The following is a 23,135-nucleotide window of genomic DNA, read 5'->3' on the forward strand; positions in this document are numbered from 1 at the left end:
AATCATTTCTCACCAAGGCTTTTTAGGGCATTATAGAAGTTCTGGTTTGCATTATTCAAGCTGAAAGATATTGGTTATCTTTGCAGGCTATGATTTCAGAAGAGACAAGAGAGCTGGTAGACAGAGGAGTGATGCTTCCTTTGATGGAAGAATTTTACACGATCCAGGGTGAAGGATTTCACAAAGGAACAGCCGCATATTTTATTAGAATCGGTGGTTGTGATGTTGGCTGTCACTGGTGTGATGTGAAGGAAAGTTGGGATGCAGACGTTCATCCTCCAACGCATATTGGTCAAATCGTGGAAAATGCAACTAAATTCAGTAAGACAGTCGTAATAACCGGGGGAGAGCCTTTAACATGGGACATGACCGAGCTAACTGCCAATTTAAAGAAGAAGGCTTGTGATATTCATATTGAAACTTCCGGAGCATATGATCTTACCGGAACCTGGGACTGGATCTGTCTTTCACCAAAGAAGATAAAACTTCCAAAAGAGGCGATCTATCCTTTAGCCAATGAATTGAAGGTTATCGTTTTTAATAAGCATGATCTTAAATTCGCTGAAGAACAGGCGGCCAAAGTAAGCGAAAATTGTATTCTGTATTTACAGCCGGAATGGAGTAACCGGGACAAGGTTATACCGATGATCGTGGATTACGTTATGAAAAATCCTCAATGGAAGGTTTCCTTACAAACGCATAAATATTTGAATATACCTTAAAATAAAAAAGACGCCGATCGGCGTCTTTTTTATTGTTTTATTGAAACTTGAATTACTTAATAGTTTCAAACGGTACTTTTACGTAGCTATTATCCCATCCAATAAGTAAATCTGCTCCTTTTTTAGACTCCTGGAAGGCCATAGAAAGTGATTCAATGGTGTTAGGTGCTTTTCTTACCGGCACGTTAATTCTAACTTTATCTTCTTTATCTGTATATTCATATGCTCCCCAGGTATTGGTTTTTCCGTTAAGAATAACAGTCCATTCAGATTCTCCTGGAATAGAGTAAAGAGTGTAGGTTCCGGCTTTAACTACAGCGTCAGCTACTTTCATGTCTTTGTACAAAGTGATTTCAGTTGCTTCATTAGCTCCGGTTCTCCAAACTTCTCCGTAAGGAATCAATTTTCCAAAAATTTCACGATCTCTTTTTTGAGGTCGGCTGTAAATAACCCTAGCCACCGCCTGGTCGTTCTGATCTCTGTATAAAGCCAGGTCCATTGGGCTTGCATCCATTTTAGAGAACTTCAGCTCTTCCTTAGAATAATTTACTTTTTCATCTTCCTGTGCATTCACAGGATTTGCTATCAATAAACAAAGGGCGCTAAGTCCTCCTATAATCAACTTTTTCATGTTTTTCTGTTTAGTTTATATTTTTAATAAAGATAATTGAAGCGATCTGTTAGGTTTGTTAAAGAATATCAAAGGTGCTGTTAAAATTTGTGAGGTTTACATATGAAAGAAATTATTACGGAATACGCTAAGTTATCTTTTATATGGCATCTAATTAACCAAATTTTATTTCCATAAATAACTAATATAATGATATGTGTTTTGTAAAAGTAAGTTTAAACTAATATTTGTATTGTAATTATAAATAATATTAGTCATGTGTGGAATTTTAGCAGTTATCGGAAAAGACGTTGAAGCGGCAAAAATTAGTAGCCTTTCAAAAAGAATGTCTCATAGAGGACCCGATGAAAGCGGATTAAAAATTACAGAGAAAGGTCATGTGTTATCTCACGAACGTCTTTCCATTGTAGATCTAACAACAGGGATTCAGCCTATTCAGGGAACCAGTACAGCGTGGATGGTTCATAATGGTGAGATCTATAACCACATGGCTTTACGAAATAATGAATTAAAAGATCATAGTTTCAGAACTACCGGAGATTCAGAAGTGATCGTGCATATGTATGAGAAATACGGTGTCGATTTCGTAGATAAGCTTGATGGTGTATTTTCATTCGTGATCATAGATGGAGATGATTTTATAGTTGGTAGAGACCCGATAGGAGTGAAGCCATTATATTTTGGGACAGATGAAACCGGTGCAATGTGGTTTGCCAGTGAAATGAAAGCCCTTGCTGATAGCTGTGTAGAATTCTCTGCATTTCCTCCAGGACATTATTATACTCCTGAGACTGGTTTTGTAAGATATTATACTCCGGAATGGTTTGATTCTGAAAAGGCAGTTCAACCTGCAGATCTGAAGAAATTAAGAGAAAGTCTGATCGATGCAACTAGAAAAAGATTGATGGCAGATGTTCCGCTTGGAGTTCTTTTAAGTGGTGGTCTTGATTCATCTTTAACTTCTTCAATTGCAGCAAGACTAATTGAAGGATCAGAGCAGACGCTACATTCTTTTTCAATAGGTTTGGATGCTGACGCACCAGATCTTATCGCCGCGAGAAAAGTTGCAGATTTTCTTGGGACTGAACATCACGAGATCCATTTCACCGTAGAAGAAGGGATCGAGATTTTGAGTCAGTTAGTCTGGCATTTGGAAACTTATGATGTGACTTCAATTAGAGCGAGCACTCCAATGTATTTCCTTTCTAAAGCAATTGCTGAAAAAGGTATTAAAGTAGTGCTTTCAGGTGAAGGTTCAGATGAAATTTTCGGAGGTTATCTTTATTTCAAAAATGCACCTTCAGCAGAAGAATTTCAGAAAGAAACGATTAGAAGAGTTCAGAGATTAGCAACTGCTGACTGTTTAAGAGCTGATAAATCTACCATGGCCCATGGTCTGGAAGCTAGGGTTCCATTCCTTGATAAAGCCTTTTTAAAGACGGCTATGGAAATTGTTCCTGAAGAAAAAATGCCAGTTACTTACGATGGGGTTGAGAAATACATTCTGCGTAAAGCATTTGATACTCCTGAAAAACCTTTTCTTCCTGATGAAGTTCTTTGGAGACAAAAAGAGCAGTTTAGCGACGGAGTTGGTTACAACTGGATAGATCAACTTATCGATTATGCTTCAAAGCAGGTAAGTGATGTGCAAATGGAAACCGCTGCATTGAAATATCCGGTGAACACTCCGGCAACGAAAGAAGCTTATTTCTATCGTGAATTGTTCAGTAAACATTTCCCTCAGGATTCAGCTGCAAAAACAGTAAAAAGATGGATCCCGAAATGGCAGAAAGATCTTGATCCTAGTGGTCGTGCAAACGAAACTCACGTTGCGCCGGGAATGAAAAAAGAATTGTCTAAAGTTTAATTTTCATCACTATCTGAAAATGGAACCCGAATTCTGAAAGTTTTACTAAAGGATTCGGGTTTTTCCACATAATTTGTTGATAACTTAAGGGCTTATGCTCCTGCTTCAACCTGTTAAAAATATGCGAATTGTTATATTTGTTCGTTATCCAAAAAGACGAAATTAATTAGCATATTATATGAGCGAAGAAGCTAAGAAACATAATTATTCCGCCGACAGTATTCAGGCGTTGGAGGGAATGGAGCATGTTCGTATGCGGCCTTCAATGTATATTGGGGATACCGGCGTTAGAGGTTTGCACCATTTGGTGTATGAAGTTGTTGATAACTCTATCGATGAGGCCCTTGCCGGACACTGTGACAATATAAAAGTTACTATCAATGAGGATAATTCCATTACCGTAGAAGATAACGGTAGAGGTATCCCGATTGACATGCATAAAAAAGAAGGCGTTTCTGCACTTCAGGTTGTAATGACCAAGATTGGTGCAGGAGGGAAATTCGATAAGGATTCTTATAAGGTTTCCGGTGGTCTTCACGGAGTTGGGGTTAGTTGTGTTAACGCACTTTCAACTCATCTTAAAGCTACAGTTTACAGAGATAACCAGATCTGGGAACAGGAATATGAAATTGGAAAACCAATGTATCCTGTTAAGCCGGTTGGTGAAACAGAATTAAGCGGTACTCTGGTAACGTTTAAGCCAGATCCAAGCATCTTCACGCAGACTCTGGAGTATAATTATGATACTCTGGCTAGCCGTATGCGAGAGCTGGCATATTTGAACAAAGGAATTAGGATCAGCCTTACCGATAAAAGAAATAAGGAAGATAATGGTGAATTTGTTCATGATGACTTCCATTCTGAAGAAGGTCTGAAAGAATTTATCAGGTTCCTTGATGGAAATCGTGAGCCTATCATTGGAGATGTGATCTCTATGGAAGGTGAAAAGAATGATATTCCAGTAGAAGTTGCGATGGTATACAACACATCATTCAATGAAAACCTGCATTCTTATGTAAATAACATTAATACTCACGAAGGAGGTACACATTTATCCGGATTTAGAAGAGGTCTTACCACTACACTGAAAAAGTATGCTGATGCTTCCGGTCTTCTGGATAAAGTGAAATTTGAAATTACCGGGGATGATTTCCGTGAAGGATTGACCGCGATTATTTCAGTGAAAGTTGCTGAACCTCAATTTGAAGGTCAGACGAAGACAAAGTTGGGTAACCGAGAGGTGACTTCAGCAGTATCTCAGGCTGTTTCTGAAATGCTGGAAAATTACCTTGAAGAAAACCCGAACGATGCCAAGACCATCGTTCAGAAAGTAATACTTGCTGCGCAGGCTAGAAATGCTGCGAAAAAAGCCCGTGAAATGGTTCAGCGTAAAACCGCCATGAGTGTTGGTGGTTTGCCTGGGAAATTATCAGACTGCTCTGAGCAGGATCCGGAACAGTGTGAAGTATTTCTTGTTGAGGGAGACTCGGCAGGTGGTACAGCAAAACAGGGAAGAGATCGTAGATTTCAGGCCATTTTGCCTCTAAGAGGTAAAATTCTTAATGTTGAAAAAGCGATGTCTCACCGTGTTTTCGATAATGAAGAGATCAAGAATATTTACACAGCTCTTGGAGTTACTATTGGAACCGAAGAGGATAGCAAGGCATTGAACCTTTCAAAACTGAGATATCATAAGATCGTGATCATGTGTGATGCCGACGTGGATGGTAGCCACATTGAAACATTGATCTTAACTTTCTTCTTCAGATACATGAAAGAATTGATCGAAAATGGTCATATCTATATTGCAACACCGCCACTTTACCTTGTGAAAAAAGGTCAGAAGAAGCGTTATGCATGGAATGAAAAAGAGCGTGATGAGATCGCTGCTGAATACAGTGGGGGAGTTCAAATCCAGAGATATAAGGGTCTTGGGGAGATGAACGCGGAACAGCTTTGGGATACAACTATGGATCCTGAATTCAGAATCTTAAGACAGGTGAATATCGATAATGGTGGAGAAGCCGATAGGATCTTCTCAATGTTAATGGGAGATGAGGTTCCACCACGTAGAGAATTCATTGAAAAGAACGCGAAGTATGCAAATATTGACGCATAATTCTAATTAAAATATATTTTGAAAGACCCACTACTTGCTAATAAGTGTGGGTTTTTTTCGTTCTGGTACGGAGCGAACTTAATATTTATTATTTTTAAATAACCTAAACCCAAATTTCCGTGAAAAATATCACCAAAATTTTATTCCTGGGAATATTTACTTTTTCCCTGAATTCTTCAGCTCAAGAGGCCCAGACAGATCTGGACCTATTTGTAAATGACATGCTTTTTCTGGCAAATGGATTCGCCAGTCCGGCATCAGAAAGTGCTGCTTACCAGGCGACTGCCGGATGGTTTACCTCTGCACGTGCCCTAGATAAATGGAAGGTAGATGTGTCTGTTCATGCTAACGCAATATTTGTTCCTAGCAGTAGAAAAGAGTTTACTATTAATAACAATGATTTTAATATTCTAAGAATTACTGGCGATGATCGCGCTGTTCTGCCAACAGCTTTTGGGGCAGAAACCGATGTGCAGTTCGAAGGAGAGGTTGATTATGCCGGTCAGACGATTCCTATTTCTGGATTTGATGCGATTGATGGGATAGATAAAGGTGCTTTAGCTTATCCATTTGCCCAGGTTTCCGTTGGCTTGCCTTACGGAACCGAAATTGCTGTTCGTGCATTACCTTCTCTGGAAATTGACGGATCTGAATTCAGCACCTACGGAGTTGGTTTGAAGCACAATTTTGGACAATATTTCAGATTTAATGATGAGGATGACTTTCAGGTAGCTGCGGTACTATCTTATAATATTTTCGATGTAAAATATGATTTTGACCCAATTTCAGTAGAACAGGTTGTTCAATTAAATCAAATTGACGTATCTGCAGATGTTTGGATGGCTGAAGCTTTAGCGTCTAAAAAGTATGAGAATTTTGAGATATTTGGAGCTCTTGGAGTTGCTATGTCAGATTTCGAATATGAATTTGGAGGAAGCGGAATTGCTTTGCCATTGATCAACAGTGAAATCACAAGACTGAATGATAAATCTGCTCAGTTCAAAGGAGACATTGGTTTTAATTTGTACTTCAATAAGTTTAAAATTAGTACTATGGCAACTGCCGGAAAATTTGTAAACCTGAATCTTGGCTTGCATTTCATCCTGTAGATCTTCAACGATTTAACCATTCCTTATTATTAATACTGCCTCATTATTCGTAATTTCGCAGTCATTATTAATAGAAATTAAATAATATTTTAACATGAAAGTTACCATAGTAGGAGCAGGTGCCGTAGGTGCCAGCTGTGCCGAATACGTTGCCATTAAAAATTTTGCTTCAGAAGTTGTATTGCTTGATATTAAAGAAGGTTATGCTGAAGGTAAAGCAATGGACCTTATGCAAACAGCTACTCTTAATGGCTTCGATACAAAAATAACAGGAAGTACAAACGATTATTCTAAAACTGCAGATAGTGATATCGCGGTTATAACGAGTGGTATACCACGTAAACCGGGAATGACCAGAGAAGAATTGATCGGGATCAATGCAGGGATTGTAAAAGAGGTTTCTTCAAATCTTATCAAGCATTCACCAAATGTAACATTGATCGTAGTTAGTAATCCAATGGATACTATGACTTACCTGGTACACAAAACTACGGGACTTCCAAAAAATAAAATTATTGGGATGGGTGGTGCGTTAGACAGCGCTCGTTTCAAGTATAGATTGAGTGAAGCCCTTGAATGTCCTCCATCTGATGTGGACGGAATGGTAATAGGTGGACACAGTGATACCGGAATGGTGCCTTTGACAAGACTGGCTACCAGAAATTCAGTTCCTGTAACCGCATTTTTATCTGAAGACAGATTGAATCAGGTATCTGAAGATACTAAGGTTGGTGGGGCTACTTTAACCAAATTATTGGGAACAAGCGCATGGTATGCTCCCGGAGCTGCGGTGTCTGGATTGGTACAGGCGATCGCTTGTGACCAGAAAAAGATGTTCCCTTGTTCTGCCTTACTTGACGGGGAATACGGATTGAGCGATCTTTGTATCGGAGTTCCTGCTATTCTAGGTAAGGATGGACTGGAAAAAATCGTTGAATTAAAACTGGATGATGCTGAAAAAGCTAAAATGAAGGAAAGTGCTGAAGGTGTGAAAAAAACCAACGGATTACTTGACGTGTAATTTTTTAGAATAATTCATTTAAAATACTCTTGAAAGCCGCAGTTTCTGCGGCTTTTTTAATGCGTTAAAAAGTTAAAATTATCCAAAAAAAAATATTGGGATTTGATAATTGAAGTCCTATATTTGTCCGTTTTTAAAATAGACCTAATAATCAATAATTTGAGGAATAATGCAGAATAAAGGACTGATTAAAGTTTTTGCAATTTTGTTTGGGCTGGTATGTCTTTATCAGCTGTCTTTTACATTTATAACAAATAATGTGGAGACTGATGCTGAGGAGTTTGCCATTCAGGGAATTGGAGAAGATGTAGAGAATTACTCAGAACTACGTGACCAGGCAGAAGCCAGGTATTTAGATTCTATCGGTAATAACGAGGTGATTGCCGGGATTACCTACAACGATGCCAAAGACAAAGAGCTTAATAAAGGGCTTGACCTTAAAGGAGGGATCAACGTGATCCTTCAAATTTCGGTTAAAGATATCTTAAGCGGATTGGCTAATGATACCAGAGATCCTGCTTTTAGAAAAGCAATTGCTGAAGCAGATGAAGCACAGACAGATAGCCAGGAAAATTACGTAGATCTTTTCTTCGAAGCCTTCAATAACATTCCTGATGCGAAACTTGCATCTCCAGATGTTTTTGCGAATAAGACTTTAAGCGATGATGTAAACTTCAACATGAGTAATGAAGAAGTTGAGCCTATCATCAGAAAGAAAATTGACGAGTCTATTACTTCTGCTTTTGAAGTTCTTAGAAAACGTATCGATAAGTTTGGGGTTACTCAGCCAAACATTCAGCGTTTAGGGAATTCAGGAAGAATTCTTGTTGAATTACCTGGAGCTAAAGATATCAGCAGGGTTCAAAATCTGCTTCAAAGTACTGCCCAGTTAGAATTCTGGCATGTTTATAAAAATAATGAAATAGGAAACTTCCTTCTTCAGGCTAATAATATGCTGGCTGGAATGAAGCAATCTGAAGAAGCTGCTGCAGAAAAGCCTGCAGATTCAACTGAAACTTCTGGCGATAGTGAGATCGATGATCTTTTGGCTGATGCTGAAGATAGCACAGAAGTTGAAACTGGAAACAATCCGTTGATTGACCTTGTGGTTTCTCCAGGATTCCAGGGAGGACCGGTACTTGCAACTTTTAAGGTTATGGATACTGCCAAGGTGATGGATATGATCCAGAAGCCTCAGGTAAGATCATTGCTTCCTTCAGAAATGAGATATGCGAAGTTCGTATGGGGAGTGCCAGATGAGGATACTGAAACTACCGCATTATACGCTCTTAAAGGAAACCGTAATATGGAACCTCCATTGAGCGGTAGTGTTATTACAGATGCTCAGCAAACTTACGATCAATTAGGTCGTATTGCTGTAAGCATGCAAATGGATGGGACCGGAGCTAAGATCTGGGAAGATATGACCGGGAAGGCTTCTAATGAACAAAGCCAGATCGCGATCGTTCTTGATAATATTGTTTACTCTGCACCTGGTGTTTCTACGGGAGCAATTTCAGGAGGTAGAAGTGAGATCACAGGAGATTTTACAATTACAGAAGGTCAGGATTTAGCCAACGTTCTACGTGCCGGTAAACTTCCTGCTTCTGCAGATATTATTCAAAGTGAGGTAGTTGGTCCATCTCTTGGACAGGAAGCTATTGATAGTGGTATTATGTCTTTTGTGATTGCTTTGATCCTGGTATTGGTTTGGATGATCCTGTATTATGGTAAAGCGGGAATCTTTGCAGATATCGCACTTGTAGTGAATATTCTTTTCATCTTCGGAATCCTTGCAGGTCTTGGAGCCGTTCTTACATTACCTGGGATCGCCGGTATTGTATTGACAATTGGTATGTCCGTGGATGCGAACGTACTTATATTTGAAAGGATCAAGGAGGAGCTTGCTAAAGGTAAAGCTCAGAAGGATGCCATTAAAGATGGTTTCAACAATGCTTTATCCTCAATTCTTGATGCGAATATTACAACTGGTCTTACAGGTCTAATTTTATTCTTACTTGGGACAGGACCTATTAAAGGTTTCGCAACTACCTTATTAATTGGTATTGCAACTTCTCTTTTTACTGCAATTTTCATCACCAGGTTGTTTATTGATGGATATGGTAAAAAAGGTAAATCTTTAGATTTTGCTACTTCTTTAACCAAGAACCTGTTTACAAATATGAATATCGACTTCCTTAAGAAAAGGAAAGTTGCTTATATCGTTTCAGGATTATTTATCGTGATTAGTCTTGGATCTTTGCTAACTCAGGGTCTTAATGAAGGTGTTGATTTTGTAGGGGGAAGAACTTATACAGTAAGATTTGCTGATGATGTGAATCCTACAACAGTTCAAAATGATCTTGTTGCTACTTTTGGAAGTGCTGAGGCTAAAACTTTCGGACCTGACAATCAGTTGAAAATTACAACTAAATATAAAGTAGACCAGGAAGGAGCTGAAGTTGATGAAGAGATCCAGAGATCACTTTATGAATCTTTAGGTTCTTATCTACCTTCTGATCTTTCTTATGAAGAGTTCATAGACGGTGCAGATGATAAGCAGGTTGGTGTAATGCAGTCTATGAAAGTTGGAGCGACTATCGCTGATGATATTAAAAATGCCTCATTCTGGGCAGTACTCGGATCTTTGATCGTAGTATTTCTATATATTCTATTGCGATTCCGTAAATGGCAATTTAGTCTAGGTGCAGTTGCTGCAGTATTTCATGATGTGCTGGTAGTTTTAGGTATTTTCTCCTTATTATATAAGGTGATGCCTTTCAATATGGAGATAGATCAGGCATTTATCGCTGCGATATTAACGGTAATTGGATACTCACTTAATGATACCGTGGTTGTATTTGACCGTATTAGGGAATACGTGAATGAGCACACATCATGGCCATTGGGTAAAACAGTGAATGCAGCTTTGAATAGCACATTAAGTAGAACATTGAACACCTCGCTTACCACGTTGGTAGTACTTCTTGCGATTTTCATTTTCGGAGGAGAAAGCATCAGAGGTTTTATGTTCGCCTTGATCGTCGGTGTGATTGTAGGTACTTATTCATCGCTATTCATTGCAACACCTGTAATGTTTGATAGTGTGAAGAAGAAATCTTCAATCCAGAAGAAAGAAAAACCGAAAACTGAAGAAGCTACTACGGCTTAATTTCAGAATAGTTATAACAAAAAAGGCTTTCCAATCGGAAAGCCTTTTTTTATGTTTTATTTAAATTAAAAATTATTCTGTTTTGATTAAACTGAATCTATCCTCTTTCTCCAGACTCCATTCATCAGATAATCCGCCGTTGATCTCAAGTATAAATTGAGCAGGTCCTTCAGATGGCAATGAAGTTTCATCTCTTGGTGTCGCATTTTTCTGGATACTTACCAGGGTGCTGTCGGCTTCGTAGTAAATGATGTCAAGAGGAAAATAGGTATTCTTCATGTAAAAGCTTCTGTTTCTTTCAGAATCATATATAAAAAGCATTCCCTGATCGTCCTTCATATTCTCGCGATACATAAGTCCTGTCTGGTGTTCATAATCAGATTCAGCGAGCTCTATATCCAGCTTTTTAATTGTATCTCCGGAATTTCCCTTAATGAGGTAAAGTTCCGCTTCTTTTTTAAATTCAATAGGTGCAGTTTCTATGCTTTCAGCTTCCTTTTTGTCGTCTGCACAAGAAAGAGTAGAAAACATGATTAAAGAAAGCGCAGCCAGTTTTATCAGGCGTTTTTTCATGCTACCGTTTTTTGTTTTGTAGGCCTGTACATAAAATATAAACCTGCAATTACAAATGGAATACTTAACCACTGTCCGGTGTTCAATAACCAGTTAGCGCGTTCGCCTACCTGTGGTTCCTTAATAAATTCCACGAAGAATCTAACGGTCCAGAGTAATACCAGAAATAAACCGAAAATATATCCCAATTTAAAGCGCTTTTCGGTTTTCCAGTAGATATACCAAAGAATGAGAAAGATAGCTAGATAGCAGCCCGATTCGTATAATTGAGCTGGATGCCTTGCGAAATCTTCTCCTAATTTCTCAAATACGACTCCATAGTCGGAATTGGTAGGTTTTCCGATAATTTCAGAATTGATAAAATTTCCAATTCTCACGAAAATAGCACCGCTGGCAACAGGGATTACAATTCTATCCAGGATCCATAATACGGGTTTCTGAAGCACTCTTTTTGCATATAGATACATCGCAATGATAATACCGATAGCAGCTCCATGACTTGCCAAACCTCTAAAACCGGTAAATTCAAAATTTGGCTCAAATCTTACCGGTAGGAAAATCTCAAGTATGTGATTCTGAAAATATTCCCAGTCATAAAATATTACGTGGCCTAATCTTGCTCCGATTAACGTAGCGAGAACAGTATATATGAATAATGAGTCTAATTTTTCTATCTCGATGCCTTCGCGAGTATAAATACTTTTCATAATATACCATCCAAGAGTGAAGGCGATTATGAACATTACGCTATAGTAGTGAAGTGTTAAAATTCCCAGATCCAGTCCTTCAGACGGATTCCAGTGAATGGCATTGATCAGCATATAAATTTATTTGATAAGTCGTAAATATACGTATTTGCGAATTCTTTAGCTGCTTTTGGACTTTGATTTTGCTGGTACTGGATCATAGCCGCAACCTCCCCAGGGATGACACCTGGAAATTCTTTTAAGTCCCAGCCAGAAACCCTTAATCCCTCCGTGTATTTCAAGCGCCTTAAGCATATAGGTCGAGCAAGAGGGCTCGTATCTGCAGGTTGCCGGCGTTAGTGGCGATATAAACTTTTTATAGAACTGAACCAAAGCGGTCAATAAATATTTTAACCCTTGATTCAGCATAATGGTTCTATTTTAGGGAGAAAGTAGTGCCTTCCTTACCGTCTTTAAGCTGAATTCCAAGTTCCAGCAACTGATCCCTTATCTGGTCACTTAAAGCGAAATTTTTGTTATTTCTAGCTTCAGCTCGTAGTTTGATCAATAGTTCAACAGTGCCGGCTAGTTTGTCTTCATCATTTTCATTTTCTGAGGCTGCGTCTACAAGACCAAGAATATCGAACATGAACGCTTTCATGGTGTTCTTGAATTCTGTTTTATCAGATTCAGAAATTTTTACCGAGCCATCCTTAATTCCATTGATCATCTTTACGGCATCAAATAATCTGGCAATTACTATCGGACTATTAAAATCGTCGTTCATTGCATCATAGCAAGATTGCTTCCATGCCTCCAGATCAAAATCTGATTTATCTGAAACCGGAAGTTCATCCATAGAATGATAGGCTTCCATAAGTCGGTTAAAGCCTTTTTCACTACCAAGTAAAGCTTCGCTTGAAAAATCCAAAATGCTTCTATAGTGGGCCTGAAGAATAAAGAATCTTACCACATTTGGCGAAAATGCCTTGGTAAGAATATCGTTCTCGCCAGTAAAGATCTGCTCCGGCAGAATAAAATTCCCGGTACTTTTAGCCATTTTCTTTCCGTTCAAGGTTAGCATATTAGCATGTAGCCAATAGTTTACTGGTGATTTTCCGGTAGCGGCTTCACCCTGGGCGATCTCACATTCATGATGTGGAAATTTTAGATCCATTCCACCTCCATGAATATCAAATTCTTCACCAAGATATTTTGTGCTCATCACTGTGCATTCCAGATGCCAGCCTGGAAATCCGTCGCTCCATGGAGATGGCCACCTCATTATGTGCTGTGGTTCGGCTTTCTTCCAAAGAGCAAAATCCTGAGGATTTCTTTTATCGCTCTGGGCGGCTAATTCACGGGTATTCGCGATCATATCTTCGATCGCTCTTCCGCTTAGCCTTCCGTAAGCATGTTCTTTATTGAATTTGATAACATCAAAATATACTGAACCATTAGCTTCATAAGCGAATCCGTTTTCTAGAATGGTTTTGATGATCTCAATTTGTTCAACAATGTGTCCGGTTGCAGTGGGTTCAATGCTCGGAGGGTAATTATTGAATTTATTCAGGATATTATGAAAATCTACGGTGTATTTCTGTACAACTTCCATCGGTTCGATTTGCTCCAAACGAGCTTTTTTCGAGATCCTGTCTTCACCGCTATCGGCATCATTTTCTAAATGGCCAGCATCGGTAATATTTCTAACATAACGTACTTTATATCCAAGATGCTTCAAATACCTGAACACAAGGTCAAAAGAAATGAATGTACGGCAGTTTCCAAGGTGTACATTGCTGTAAACCGTAGGTCCACAAACATACATACCCACATTTCCTTCGTTTATCGGGGTGAAAACTTCCTTCTCACCGCTCATTGAATTGTAAAGTTTCAGGCTTTGTTCCTGGTAAAGCGCCATGTAATAAATGTATTTTGAATTATTAGAACGATGTGTCTAATTTAATATAATCCAGAAATTCTCTTCTAACTTCTTTCTTTTTAAATGCTCCTCCAAATTCACTGGTGACTGTGCTGCTTTCAATATCGCGAATACCTCTGCTGTTCACACAAAGGTGCTTTGCATCTACTACACAAGCCACATCTGGAGTGCCCAGCACATTCTGAAGTTCATGTACTATCTGCATCGTCATGCGTTCCTGAACCTGAGGTCTCTTTGCGAAATAATCTACGATTCTGTTCATTTTGGAAAGGCCAACTACGGTGCCATTTGATATATATGCAACGTGAGCTTTTCCTACAATTGGAAGCAAATGGTGCTCGCAAGTAGAGTAAACAGTGATGTTCTTCTCAACAAGCATTTCACCGTATTTATATTTATTTTCAAAGGTAGAAGCCTTTGGTTTTCTTTTTGGGTGTAATCCTGAAAATATCTCGTTAACGAACATTTTAGCTACTCTTTGAGGAGTGCCTTTAAGACTGTCATCGGTAAGATCAAGTCCCAGCGTATCAAGAATATTTTTGACATCTTTCTTGATTAGCTCAATTTTTTCTTCGTCACTTAGATTGAACGCGTCTTCTCTCAAGGGAGTATTGGCGCTACTAGCCGCATGGGCATCGCCCATCTCTTCAATTTCATTCAATATTTTATCTATTTTCATGCTTTTTGCAATAATAGTCGGTAAAAACCGTATTGGCTTGCAAAGATACATATTTATAAGGTTTTAGCCGTATTCAAAATTAGATAAGCCTTAACTGACAATCTATGCAATATTTCATATTTTGCGTGGATAAAGAGCCCACTGGGAATGAGATTGTTATTAAAAACATTTTTGTTTTGCGCCATTGTGATGTTTTCGATCAATTCGATAAACGCACAAGGAACCAGATGTGCAGATATCGAACCCTTCTGTGCTGGGGATGAGCGATTAACCTTTCCTAATGCGAATTTTCAAAATAGTAATCAGATTACCGGTGAATTTGGTCCAGATTATGGGTGTCTGGATGATCAGCCATATCCCGCCTGGTTCTTTCTTCAAATTGAGGACTCCGGAAATTTAAGATTTCGAATATCTCAATATGAAAATGAAAATGGCACGGGAGCTCCCTTAGATGTAGATTTTGTGGTTTGGGGACCTTTTGACAGGGGAGCAGACTATTGTTCCGGTACCTCGCTGAGTGCTGAAAAGATTGTGGATTGTAGTTATTTGCCAGATGCTGTTGAATTTATGTCAATACCGAATGCGCAGGCTAGTGAGATATATGTGGTAGTAATTACAAATTTTGAGCAGGTTCCCGGCTTTATAAGTCTTGAGCAAACCAATGCCGGTGAAGGTTCAACAGACTGCTCTATTCTTGATCTTAATTTAGGTGATAACATCTCGGTATGCGACGAAGATGAATATTTACTTGATGGTAGTACAGACGAAGATGCTGAATACGAATGGTTCGTTTTTAATGAAAATACTTCGCGATATGAGGCAATTCCAGGTGCTACTGGACCAACTTATACAGTTACCGAATCTGGTGATTACAGGCTTATCGCTACAGATCCTATTGAAAATAAATCTGAAAGAGATGATGTGACCGTAACATTTTACAATTCTCCAATTATTGGTAATGTGGATGAATTGCCTGTTTGCGTTGAAGATGTTGAAACGATAGACCTGGAAGAAGCAAATCCCGAGCTCATTGCACCTAATGGTACCAATGCAGATTATGACGTTTTATATTATGAATCCCAGGAAGATCTGGAAAACTCAAATCCAATTGCTGCTCCTCAAACCTATATTTTCGAAAATGGAAAAACTATTTATGCTCAGGTGAGAGATAAAATAAGCGGATGCCTATCTGAAGCAGATATGTTTCAATTATCCACTTTTGATTTTCCAGCATACGAACTTTCAGAAAATGTTATTTTTTGTGTAGACCTTAATGAAAATGTTATCAATCAAGTCAGCATTGGTCAAGATCTTGGTGAAGGTTATAATTTTGAATGGTATGATGGCAATCAACTCCTAGGTACTCAGGCAATACAAACTTTTTCTAGTTTTCCCAATAGCAACGAAATACGTGTAACCATCACTCACCCGGAATCTGGATGTAGTCTCGATTTTTCAACAGTACCAGTAAAAGTTTCGAGACCAGAATCTGTTACAGTAGAAATCACTGGTTCTGATTTTGGAGAGGGATATACAGTCACAGGCATTCCTGAAAATGTCATTGGTGCTGAATATGCTACCTTCGAATACAGAATTGACAATGGACCATGGCAGTCAAATCCTAATTTTACAGAAGTCCCTCCGGGGAGTCATGTTCTTACTGCCAGGGAAATTAATGGCTGCGGAGAAACCACGAGTGAAAGTTTCTTTTTAGTAGGCTATCCACGCTTTTTCACTCCTAATGGTGATAGTTATAATGATACCTGGAATCTAGTTACAGACAGTAATATCAGTATAAAAAAGCTATATGTTTTTGACAGGTATGGTAAGCTTATCATTCAGATGAATCCAAACCAGGCGAGAGGTTGGGATGGAACCTTTAATGGAAAGGATCTTCCTGCGGATGATTACTGGTTCAAAGTAGAATTCGTGGATGAAAAAAGCGGTGAACAACGCACGTATATGTCTAATTTCACTTTGATTAGATAACAAAAAAAAGCGCCAAAATCGGCGCTTTTAAAATTGTATTTTTACTCAGTTTACAATCCGAATGTAAGTGATAGCACAACTTTAGATAGATCGCGATCTATGTAAACAGGTTCGGTAAGACCAACATTGTAAACAGGTTTACCTTCAGAATAACTGGCGTTGCTATATGCAAGGTCCAGGTTAATGCTTCCAAAAGAATATCCAACACCCGCACTATAACCATTTAGATCTCCAACGAGGCTGTTTTGCTTGAAAGGACTTTGCTCATATCTATATCCGCCACGAAGACTGAAATTAGAAATTCGATATTCGCCTCCAAGTCTCAGGCTGTAGGCAACATCCATTTCCTGGGCAATCTGATTGTTCAAAAACTCAAATCCGGCATTTTCTTCAAACTGAATATTAGAATGGTCTGTAGCGCCAAGATCTGCACTTATTAAACCTTTCTTTCCGAAAAGGTAAGCCGCACTCAAATTTAATTCAGAAGGGATTCGGAATCTATATTCGGGATATACATTTACCTTTCTAGGATTTACACTTACAAATTCATCTGCAGGAGTATTCGTTTCAAGGTATTGAGTGGTTTCTTCTCTGATATACATCCAGGTAGGAGAGGTGTAATTTAGACCCACTCGAACATTTTCACCCAATTTAGCAATTCCTCCTAGCTGAAATGAAAATCCGTCTCCATTTGTTCTAAGTGTATTTCCAAAATAAATCTCTGTGGTTTCACTTCCCGGGTTGTTATTAAATTCAGCCAACTCAGAAGAATTCTCATAATTAATGAAATGAGAATTTAGGTTCACTCCCAAATAAAGGAAATCCTTGAATTGTGTTCCGGCATTAAAAGTGAATTTACCATTGAGTCCAGTAGAAACATTTGAATATTGCTGATCAAAGTTTCCAGGACCAATCAAAGAATAGTATCCAGTATTTTCGGGAATATCATCGTTGGCTTCTATCACAAAACCCTGATAACCTAAAAATGCCTGCTGGGCGCCAAAACCGTAATTTTCGCCAAGAAAAGCATATAGATCTGAAATTCTTTCTGATCCCTGTAGCTGAAGTAGATCTAATTCAATTCCGTCTGCATAACCAAGAAAGTAGTTATCTATACTATTTCTGGAATTTCCACGTACGGTATACGAGTCATCAAAATTTTTCTCGGTGGTGTAATTGATGGCCAGAGAAATCTTTCTCCAGTCGTTTTCATCATTAGTAGTAAATACGAAAACACCACCTAAATTATCCAGTTCCAGATCACTGGCTTCGCCGGAACTTCTTCCGTTGTTAAACATTATATTATTTTCGTGGCTGCGGTAAGACAAACTTGCTGTAGCCGTGCTGGATAAAAATACAGCTGAAGAAGCTGGATTAAGAGATATTGCTGAAATGTCTCCTCCGAGTGCTCCGAATGCACCACTCATTCCCATAAATCTGGCCGTACCTGAAAGTTCCGTTGAAGAATAATTGTAAGCGTCCTGTAAGGTTTGAGCTTTGACTGATGAAATAATAGCAAAAAATGCTATCAGGGATAATAATCTTTTCATTAATTGAAATTTTATAAAAAAACCTTACAGATTTGAAACCTGTAAGGCTGATTGAATAAATATTATTTTTTATCTACCTCCACGGCCACCTCTAGATGATGAGGATCTTCCGCCGGAGCTTCTCGTAGTTCCTGAACTTCTTGAGCTACTACTAGAACTTCTCGTAGTTGTACTTCTTTGAGAACTCGTACTTCTTCTTGAGCTGGAAGACCTATAAGTCCCATTACTACTACTTCTTGAAGATCTGTTATAAACAGGTGAACTGCTTCTGGATCTACTGTTATCATAAGATCTTACTGGTTCAGATCTTCTGCTAGTTCTCGTATAAACCCTAGAATCTGTATTTCTTACACTATTTCTAACTCGGCTTGTTCCATAATCTGAATTTCTAATACTTCTGATTCTTTCAGAATAAGAATTTCTTCTGTTTGGACCATCATTGTAAGTTGCTCTGGAATTTCTTCTACCAGTGTTATATGCATATCTATCGTTATAAAATCGATTATAGTAACCATAGTTATTATAGAAAGGATAGTATGGATTATGGTATCCAAAACGAGAGGCGTAACCAAAACCAAATCCGCCACCCCAGAATCCAACGTTCCAGCCTCCGTAATAAGCATAAGGTCCAAAACCTCCGCCCCAGTATCCAGGCCAGTAAGGATCATACCATCCTCCACCCCAGAAAGGACTTCTAAATCCATAACCGTAGCCGTAACCAAATCCAGCTCTCCACGGCGAAAAGAATCCTCCGTAAAATCCATTATTATAAATGTTTACGGTATAGGTATCTGGATTCTGTCCCCAAGGAGCATTTCCGCCAACATAGGCTACATCACCACCAACTTCAGAATAATTATCATATCCATCATTAGAGCTATAACTGTCAATATCGGTAAATACGTCACTTTCCAGAACTTCACCAACCATTTGAGATTGTTGAGCGAATAAGTTCTTATAATATGAGTTATCGCCATTTGGTTTTACTTCAGTTACTTCCTGTTTTTGCTCTTCCCAGATTCCCGGCCTGGATTCTCCATAGATTCCATCGGCTTCATAACCGGAATATTGATAAGAACCACAGGAAACTAAAGCTAGAACAGCCGTTAAGGAAAACAGATGGCTGAGTTTATTTCTAAGAGTGTAGTAAAGTTCCATTGGTAATTCTTTTTATTGTTGGGCATCCTAAAAATGGTTAGTTTTGCCCGAACGGTTAGTATTATACACCTAGAAAAGATACAAGTTTTATGCCAAATAACAAGAGATGGGAAAGAATCTAACGAAGAGAAGTGAAGACTATTCAAAATGGTATAACGAATTGGTTGTAAAAGCCGATTTAGCCGAAAATTCTGCCGTGCGCGGTTGTATGGTGATCAAGCCTTACGGCTATGCAATTTGGGAGAAGATGCAGGCTGAGCTGGACAGAATGTTTAAAGAAACCGGGCACCAAAATGCTTATTTTCCGCTTTTCGTTCCTAAAAGTTTATTTGAAGCTGAGGAAAAGAACGCTGAAGGATTTGCGAAAGAATGTGCGGTGGTAACTCATTATAGATTAAAGAACGATCCGGATCAACCTGGAAAATTGATGGTAGACCCGGAAGCTAAATTAGAAGAAGAACTGGTGGTAAGACCAACTTCTGAAGCAATTATCTGGAATACTTATAAGAACTGGATTCAGTCTTATAGAGATCTTCCTATAAAGGTAAATCAGTGGGCAAATGTGGTTCGTTGGGAAATGAGAACGAGACTTTTTCTAAGGACTGCTGAATTTTTATGGCAGGAAGGGCATACTGCTCATGCCACGAAAGAAGAGGCTCTTCAGGAAACTGAATTGATGAATAACATTTACGCGGAATTTGCTGAGAATTTCATGGCTATTCCGGTAGTAAAAGGAAGTAAAACTGAAAATGAACGTTTCGCTGGAGCTCTTGAAACTTATTGTATCGAAGCTCTTATGCAGGATGGAAAAGCATTGCAGGCCGGTACATCTCACTTTTTAGGCCAGAATTTTGCCAAAGCATTTGATGTAAAATTTGCTACTAAAGAAGGTGGTCTAGAACATGTTTGGGCTACTTCCTGGGGTGTTTCAACAAGATTGATGGGTGCGCTTATCATGACGCATAGTGATGATAACGGTCTCGTGTTGCCTCCAAATCTCGCGCCAATTCAGGTAGTGATAGTACCTATATATAGAAGTGAAGAGCAATTAGAGCAAATTTCTGAAGCAGCAAATGAACTGGTTAAGGATTTACGTGCTAAAGGGATTTCTGTGAAGTTTGATGATAACGATAATCAGAAACCGGGATGGAAATTTGCGCAGTATGAATTGCAGGGTGTTCCATTAAGAATTGCAATTGGTCCAAAAGATCTGGAAAAAGGAACGGTTGAGCTTGCCAGAAGAGATACTTTGACTAAAGAATTTGTAGATAGAAATGAAGTTGTTGATAAAGTGGAAGGCTTAATGACTGAAATTCAGAACACTTTATTTGACAAAGCAAAAAAATATAGAGACGAACACATTACGGAAGTAGATTCGTTCGATGATTTCAAGAAAGTACTGAAAGAAAAAGGTGGTTTTATTTCAGCTCACTGGGATGGAACGCCAGAGACTGAAAATAAGATCAAAGAGCTTACTAAAGCGACGATTAGATGTATACCTTTTGATAGAAAAGAAGAGGCTGGAACCTGTGTATTAACGGGAAATTCTTCTAAGGGAAGAGTCTTGTTTGCCAAGGCCTACTAATTTTTTTAAAAATTTTTGTCGAACATTTGCGGCATTCCAAAAAAGTTGTATTTTTGCATCCGCATTTGAAACAAAATGGTCCGTTCGTCTAGGGGTTAGGACGCCAGGTTTTCATCCTGGTAACAGGGGTTCGATTCCCCTACGGACTACGAAGAGAAACACTGAAAAAAAGTGTTTTTAATAAGCAACGATTTAAGTTGCATTTGAAATAGATTATGGTCCGTTCGTCTAGGGGTTAGGACGCCAGGTTTTCATCCTGGTAACAGGGGTTCGATTCCCCTACGGACTACTTTTAAAAAACATTTAAATAACAATTGAAATGGCAAATCATAAGTCAGCGTTGAAGAGGATTCGTAGCAATGAGACTAAGCGTCTAAGAAATCGCTACCAGCATAAAACTACAAGGAACGCGATCAAAAAATTGCGTGACGCCGATAAGAAAGAAGCTGAGGCAATGTTGCCTTCTGTTATTTCTATGGTAGATAAATTGGCTAAGAAAAACATTATTCACAGTAATAAAGCTGCTAACCTAAAGTCAAACTTGACTAAGCACGTCGCAGCACTTTAATTTTAGCAGTGTTCAATTTATAAAAGGATGCTTTCCGAAATTCGGAAGGCATTTTTTTGTTGGTGTAAATTAGAATACAGATACTCCAGTTAGGGTGGTAAACCTTTCCAGAGCCTTCATACCTAATTCTGAATTACCTTTTTTATTCAAAATAGGACTCCATACGGCTACCGAATAATTATCCGGGTGAATAGCCACAATACCACCACCAACACCACTTTTCCCTGGCAACCCAACCTGGAAGCTGAATTCTCCCGCTTCATCATAAAAACCGCAGGTTTGCATTAAGGCATTTATCCTTTTAACCGTTTTTGGTTTCAGGATTTTCTCGTCTGTTTCAAGAATACGACCTTTATTCGCAAAGAGCATAAATGCTTTTGAAAGTTGCTCGCAAGTCATGGCTAATGAACATTGATGAAAATAAAAGTCAACAATAGGTTCCACATCACATTTTATATTTCCTAAAGCTTTGATATAATTTACCAATGCGATATTCCTGTAACCTGTAGATTTTTCTGAAGCAGCTACAGTTTTATCGTATTCGATGCTTGAATCTCCGGTGATTTTTCTAACGAACTCAAGTAATTCTTGTTTTGGATCTTTTAACTGGTCTACCAGGATATCTGAAATAACCAGTGCTCCTGCATTAATAAACGGGTTTCTGGGAATTCCACTTTCATATTCCAGCTGGGTAAGACTATTAAATGGATCGCCTGAGGGTTCTACTGCAACGCGATCCCAAAGATCTTCTCCTAACAATTTCATGGCCATCGCCAAGGTAAAAACCTTGGAAATACTCTGAATTGAAAACAATTCTTTGCTATCTCCAAAACAAAAATGTTGCTTGTCCCCACAATAGACATGCATTCCAAACTTCCTCCGATCAACTTTCGCGAGTTCAGGAATATAGGATGCTACTTTTCCGGTAACGTCGCGATAACTCATTTCGTCGTGAATAGTGTCTAGAATATGCTGGTAATTCATGTTAATTCAAATCAGTTAAATCTGTTCCTGTCTCTATTTCGAAAGGTAATTTATCCTTCTTGAAAACCCTTGCCTGTAGCTCGCCTTTTAACGTAACTTTATTATCACGAAGCTCCAGCCAGCTGCCCTCTCTCAATCCAACTACAGGTTGTGAATTTAATCCATGAAATTCCTTGATCCTGGTTTCCCTGGTTTCTCCCTTGTGCTCGGAATTTGGATCTGGATCAAGGTAATGAGGATTTATATTGAAAGGAACCAGGCTAAGCGTCTGAAAGGAGGGTGGATAAACAATTGGCATATCATTCGTGGTCTGCATGCTCAAACCTCCAATATTGGTTCCGGCGCTGGTACCCATATAAGGAGTTCCGTTTTTCACCACCTGCTTAATGATGTTCATTACTTTATTTCGATATAATTCGGAAACAAGTAAAAAAGTATTTCCTCCTCCGGTAAAAATTCCTTCAGCATTTTCAATAGCGATAACCGGATTTTCAAATTCATGGATTCCCTTGATGCTGATCCCGAATTTTGAAAATACTTCTGCAGCTTTCTTGGTGTAATCATCGTGTGAAATTCCTCCGGGTCTGGCGTAAGGAACAAAAACAACTTCCTTTACATTTTTGAAAAATTCGGGCAAATGTGGAATTAAATATTCAAGATAATCCTGGTTGTGTAATGTTGAGGTGCTGGCAAGTATCGCTTTCATTATGTTTTTAGGGTAAATTTATAGAAATGCCTGCATTAACAAAAGTTTACAGGCTTTAATAGGCGAAAAGGAAA

General features: G+C 38.7%; 19 protein-coding genes and 2 tRNA genes. 11 read left to right on the forward strand and 10 right to left on the reverse strand.

What is annotated here, in order from left to right; all coding sequences use genetic code 11:
• Positions 1 to 89: 89 nt before the first annotated feature.
• Positions 90 to 722, forward strand: coding sequence for a 7-carboxy-7-deazaguanine synthase QueE (locus AC2S94_RS07770; RefSeq protein ID WP_484630872.1), 633 nt, complete (start codon positions 90 to 92; stop codon positions 720 to 722).
• A gap of 52 nt (positions 723 to 774) precedes the next feature.
• Here AC2S94_RS07770 and AC2S94_RS07775 read toward each other — a convergent pair whose 3' ends face one another.
• Complete coding sequence (locus AC2S94_RS07775) at positions 775 to 1,353, reverse strand: DUF2911 domain-containing protein (protein ID WP_484630873.1); 579 nt, start codon at positions 1,351 to 1,353, stop codon at positions 775 to 777.
• A 256-nt stretch (positions 1,354 to 1,609) separates the two neighbouring features.
• Between AC2S94_RS07775 and asnB the strand changes: the two genes are divergently transcribed.
• The 5 genes from asnB to secDF all read left to right on the forward strand — a co-directional run bounded on the left by asnB (position 1,610) and on the right by secDF (position 10,641).
• Positions 1,610 to 3,220: an asparagine synthase B gene (gene asnB / locus AC2S94_RS07780; RefSeq protein WP_484630874.1), complete on the forward strand. Its 1,611-nt coding sequence runs from the start codon at positions 1,610 to 1,612 to the stop codon at positions 3,218 to 3,220.
• A 178-nt stretch (positions 3,221 to 3,398) separates the two neighbouring features.
• Positions 3,399 to 5,339, forward strand: coding sequence for a DNA topoisomerase (ATP-hydrolyzing) subunit B (gene gyrB / locus AC2S94_RS07785; RefSeq protein WP_484630875.1), 1,941 nt, complete (start codon positions 3,399 to 3,401; stop codon positions 5,337 to 5,339).
• Positions 5,340 to 5,458: 119 nt separating this feature from the next.
• A complete protein-coding gene (locus AC2S94_RS07790; RefSeq protein ID WP_484630876.1) occupies positions 5,459 to 6,448 on the forward strand; it encodes a DUF6588 family protein in 990 nt (329 codons plus the stop codon).
• A 94-nt stretch (positions 6,449 to 6,542) separates the two neighbouring features.
• On the forward strand, positions 6,543 to 7,469 hold the full coding sequence (gene mdh, locus AC2S94_RS07795; protein ID WP_484628045.1) for a malate dehydrogenase: 927 nt from the start codon (positions 6,543 to 6,545) through the stop codon (positions 7,467 to 7,469).
• Positions 7,470 to 7,638: 169 nt separating this feature from the next.
• A complete protein-coding gene (secDF, locus tag AC2S94_RS07800) occupies positions 7,639 to 10,641 on the forward strand; it encodes a protein translocase subunit SecDF (protein ID WP_484628046.1) in 3,003 nt (1,000 codons plus the stop codon).
• Between the two features lie 72 nt (positions 10,642 to 10,713).
• Here the strand turns inward: secDF and AC2S94_RS07805 are convergent, their stop codons facing one another.
• Genes AC2S94_RS07805 through folE form a run of 5 tightly spaced genes read right to left on the reverse strand, consistent with a single transcriptional unit; the run spans position 10,714 to position 14,521 of the window.
• Positions 10,714 to 11,214, reverse strand: coding sequence for a DUF192 domain-containing protein (locus AC2S94_RS07805; RefSeq protein ID WP_484628047.1), 501 nt, complete (start codon positions 11,212 to 11,214; stop codon positions 10,714 to 10,716).
• Positions 11,211 to 12,035 carry a prolipoprotein diacylglyceryl transferase gene (lgt, locus tag AC2S94_RS07810; RefSeq protein ID WP_484628048.1) on the reverse strand — a complete coding sequence of 275 codons (825 nt, stop codon included), beginning with the start codon at positions 12,033 to 12,035 and terminating at the stop codon, positions 11,211 to 11,213. Before lgt ends, AC2S94_RS07805 begins: the two co-directional genes overlap by 4 nt.
• Before the next feature lie 45 nt (positions 12,036 to 12,080).
• Positions 12,081 to 12,329, reverse strand: coding sequence for a membrane protein insertion efficiency factor YidD (yidD, locus tag AC2S94_RS07815; RefSeq protein WP_484628049.1), 249 nt, complete (start codon positions 12,327 to 12,329; stop codon positions 12,081 to 12,083).
• Between the two features lie 7 nt (positions 12,330 to 12,336).
• Positions 12,337 to 13,821 (reverse strand): cysteine--tRNA ligase, encoded by a 1,485-nt coding sequence (gene cysS, locus AC2S94_RS07820; RefSeq protein WP_484628050.1) that lies wholly within the window; start codon positions 13,819 to 13,821, stop codon positions 12,337 to 12,339.
• 22 nt (positions 13,822 to 13,843) lie between these two features.
• Positions 13,844 to 14,521, reverse strand: coding sequence for a GTP cyclohydrolase I FolE (folE, locus tag AC2S94_RS07825; protein WP_484628051.1), 678 nt, complete (start codon positions 14,519 to 14,521; stop codon positions 13,844 to 13,846).
• 147 nt (positions 14,522 to 14,668) lie between these two features.
• Here folE and AC2S94_RS07830 point away from each other — a divergent pair, with 147 nt between their 5' ends.
• Positions 14,669 to 16,510 carry a T9SS type B sorting domain-containing protein gene (locus AC2S94_RS07830; RefSeq protein ID WP_484628052.1) on the forward strand — a complete coding sequence of 614 codons (1,842 nt, stop codon included), beginning with the start codon at positions 14,669 to 14,671 and terminating at the stop codon, positions 16,508 to 16,510.
• A 50-nt stretch (positions 16,511 to 16,560) separates the two neighbouring features.
• Here the strand turns inward: AC2S94_RS07830 and AC2S94_RS07835 are convergent, their stop codons facing one another.
• On the reverse strand, positions 16,561 to 18,060 hold the full coding sequence (locus tag AC2S94_RS07835; protein WP_484628053.1) for an OmpP1/FadL family transporter: 1,500 nt from the start codon (positions 18,058 to 18,060) through the stop codon (positions 16,561 to 16,563).
• A 69-nt stretch (positions 18,061 to 18,129) separates the two neighbouring features.
• Positions 18,130 to 19,218, reverse strand: coding sequence for a hypothetical protein (locus AC2S94_RS07840; protein ID WP_484628054.1), 1,089 nt, complete (start codon positions 19,216 to 19,218; stop codon positions 18,130 to 18,132).
• Positions 19,219 to 19,324: 106 nt separating this feature from the next.
• Between AC2S94_RS07840 and proS the strand changes: the two genes are divergently transcribed.
• The 4 genes from proS (at position 19,325) to rpsT (ending at position 21,371) form a co-directional block, all read left to right on the forward strand.
• Positions 19,325 to 20,803, forward strand: a complete 1,479-nt coding sequence (proS, locus tag AC2S94_RS07845) for a proline--tRNA ligase (RefSeq protein WP_484628055.1) — start codon at positions 19,325 to 19,327, stop codon at positions 20,801 to 20,803.
• 77 nt (positions 20,804 to 20,880) lie between these two features.
• A tRNA-Glu gene (locus AC2S94_RS07850) sits at positions 20,881 to 20,952 on the forward strand.
• 68 nt (positions 20,953 to 21,020) lie between these two features.
• Positions 21,021 to 21,092, forward strand: a tRNA-Glu gene (locus tag AC2S94_RS07855).
• 30 nt (positions 21,093 to 21,122) lie between these two features.
• Complete coding sequence (gene rpsT / locus AC2S94_RS07860) at positions 21,123 to 21,371, forward strand: 30S ribosomal protein S20 (protein WP_484628056.1); 249 nt, start codon at positions 21,123 to 21,125, stop codon at positions 21,369 to 21,371.
• Between the two features lie 69 nt (positions 21,372 to 21,440).
• Here the strand turns inward: rpsT and AC2S94_RS07865 are convergent, their stop codons facing one another.
• Together AC2S94_RS07865 and pepE are read right to left on the reverse strand one after the other, a co-directional pair.
• Entirely contained in the window at positions 21,441 to 22,355 is a 915-nt protein-coding gene (locus AC2S94_RS07865) for a glutaminase (RefSeq protein ID WP_484628057.1), read from the reverse strand.
• A 1-nt stretch (position 22,356) separates the two neighbouring features.
• A complete protein-coding gene (pepE, locus tag AC2S94_RS07870) occupies positions 22,357 to 23,061 on the reverse strand; it encodes a dipeptidase PepE (RefSeq protein ID WP_484628058.1) in 705 nt (234 codons plus the stop codon).
• Positions 23,062 to 23,135 lie beyond the last annotated feature (74 nt).

The sequence above is a fragment of the Christiangramia pacifica genome, assembly GCF_057221535.1.

What these genes read in the sequence shown, in the direction of transcription:
- AC2S94_RS07775 (WP_484630873.1), bottom strand. Translation starts at nt 1,353, where the DNA reads ATGAAAAAGTTGATTATAGGAGGACTTAGCGCCCTTTGTTTATTGATA.
- AC2S94_RS07835 (WP_484628053.1), bottom strand. Translation starts at nt 18,060, where the DNA reads ATGAAAAGATTATTATCCCTGATAGCATTTTTTGCTATTATTTCATCA.
- lgt (WP_484628048.1), bottom strand. Translation starts at nt 12,035, where the DNA reads ATGCTGATCAATGCCATTCACTGGAATCCGTCTGAAGGACTGGATCTG.
- AC2S94_RS07840 (WP_484628054.1), bottom strand. Translation starts at nt 19,218, where the DNA reads ATGGAACTTTACTACACTCTTAGAAATAAACTCAGCCATCTGTTTTCC.
- yidD (WP_484628049.1), bottom strand. Translation starts at nt 12,329, where the DNA reads ATGCTGAATCAAGGGTTAAAATATTTATTGACCGCTTTGGTTCAGTTC.
- folE (WP_484628051.1), bottom strand. Translation starts at nt 14,521, where the DNA reads ATGAAAATAGATAAAATATTGAATGAAATTGAAGAGATGGGCGATGCC.
- rpsT (WP_484628056.1), top strand. Translation starts at nt 21,123, where the DNA reads ATGGCAAATCATAAGTCAGCGTTGAAGAGGATTCGTAGCAATGAGACT.
- proS (WP_484628055.1), top strand. Translation starts at nt 19,325, where the DNA reads ATGGGAAAGAATCTAACGAAGAGAAGTGAAGACTATTCAAAATGGTAT.
- AC2S94_RS07830 (WP_484628052.1), top strand. Translation starts at nt 14,669, where the DNA reads ATGAGATTGTTATTAAAAACATTTTTGTTTTGCGCCATTGTGATGTTT.
- AC2S94_RS07805 (WP_484628047.1), bottom strand. Translation starts at nt 11,214, where the DNA reads ATGAAAAAACGCCTGATAAAACTGGCTGCGCTTTCTTTAATCATGTTT.
- asnB (WP_484630874.1), top strand. Translation starts at nt 1,610, where the DNA reads ATGTGTGGAATTTTAGCAGTTATCGGAAAAGACGTTGAAGCGGCAAAA.
- AC2S94_RS07770 (WP_484630872.1), top strand. Translation starts at nt 90, where the DNA reads ATGATTTCAGAAGAGACAAGAGAGCTGGTAGACAGAGGAGTGATGCTT.
- pepE (WP_484628058.1), bottom strand. Translation starts at nt 23,061, where the DNA reads ATGAAAGCGATACTTGCCAGCACCTCAACATTACACAACCAGGATTAT.
- mdh (WP_484628045.1), top strand. Translation starts at nt 6,543, where the DNA reads ATGAAAGTTACCATAGTAGGAGCAGGTGCCGTAGGTGCCAGCTGTGCC.
- cysS (WP_484628050.1), bottom strand. Translation starts at nt 13,821, where the DNA reads ATGGCGCTTTACCAGGAACAAAGCCTGAAACTTTACAATTCAATGAGC.
- AC2S94_RS07865 (WP_484628057.1), bottom strand. Translation starts at nt 22,355, where the DNA reads ATGAATTACCAGCATATTCTAGACACTATTCACGACGAAATGAGTTAT.
- secDF (WP_484628046.1), top strand. Translation starts at nt 7,639, where the DNA reads ATGCAGAATAAAGGACTGATTAAAGTTTTTGCAATTTTGTTTGGGCTG.
- gyrB (WP_484630875.1), top strand. Translation starts at nt 3,399, where the DNA reads ATGAGCGAAGAAGCTAAGAAACATAATTATTCCGCCGACAGTATTCAG.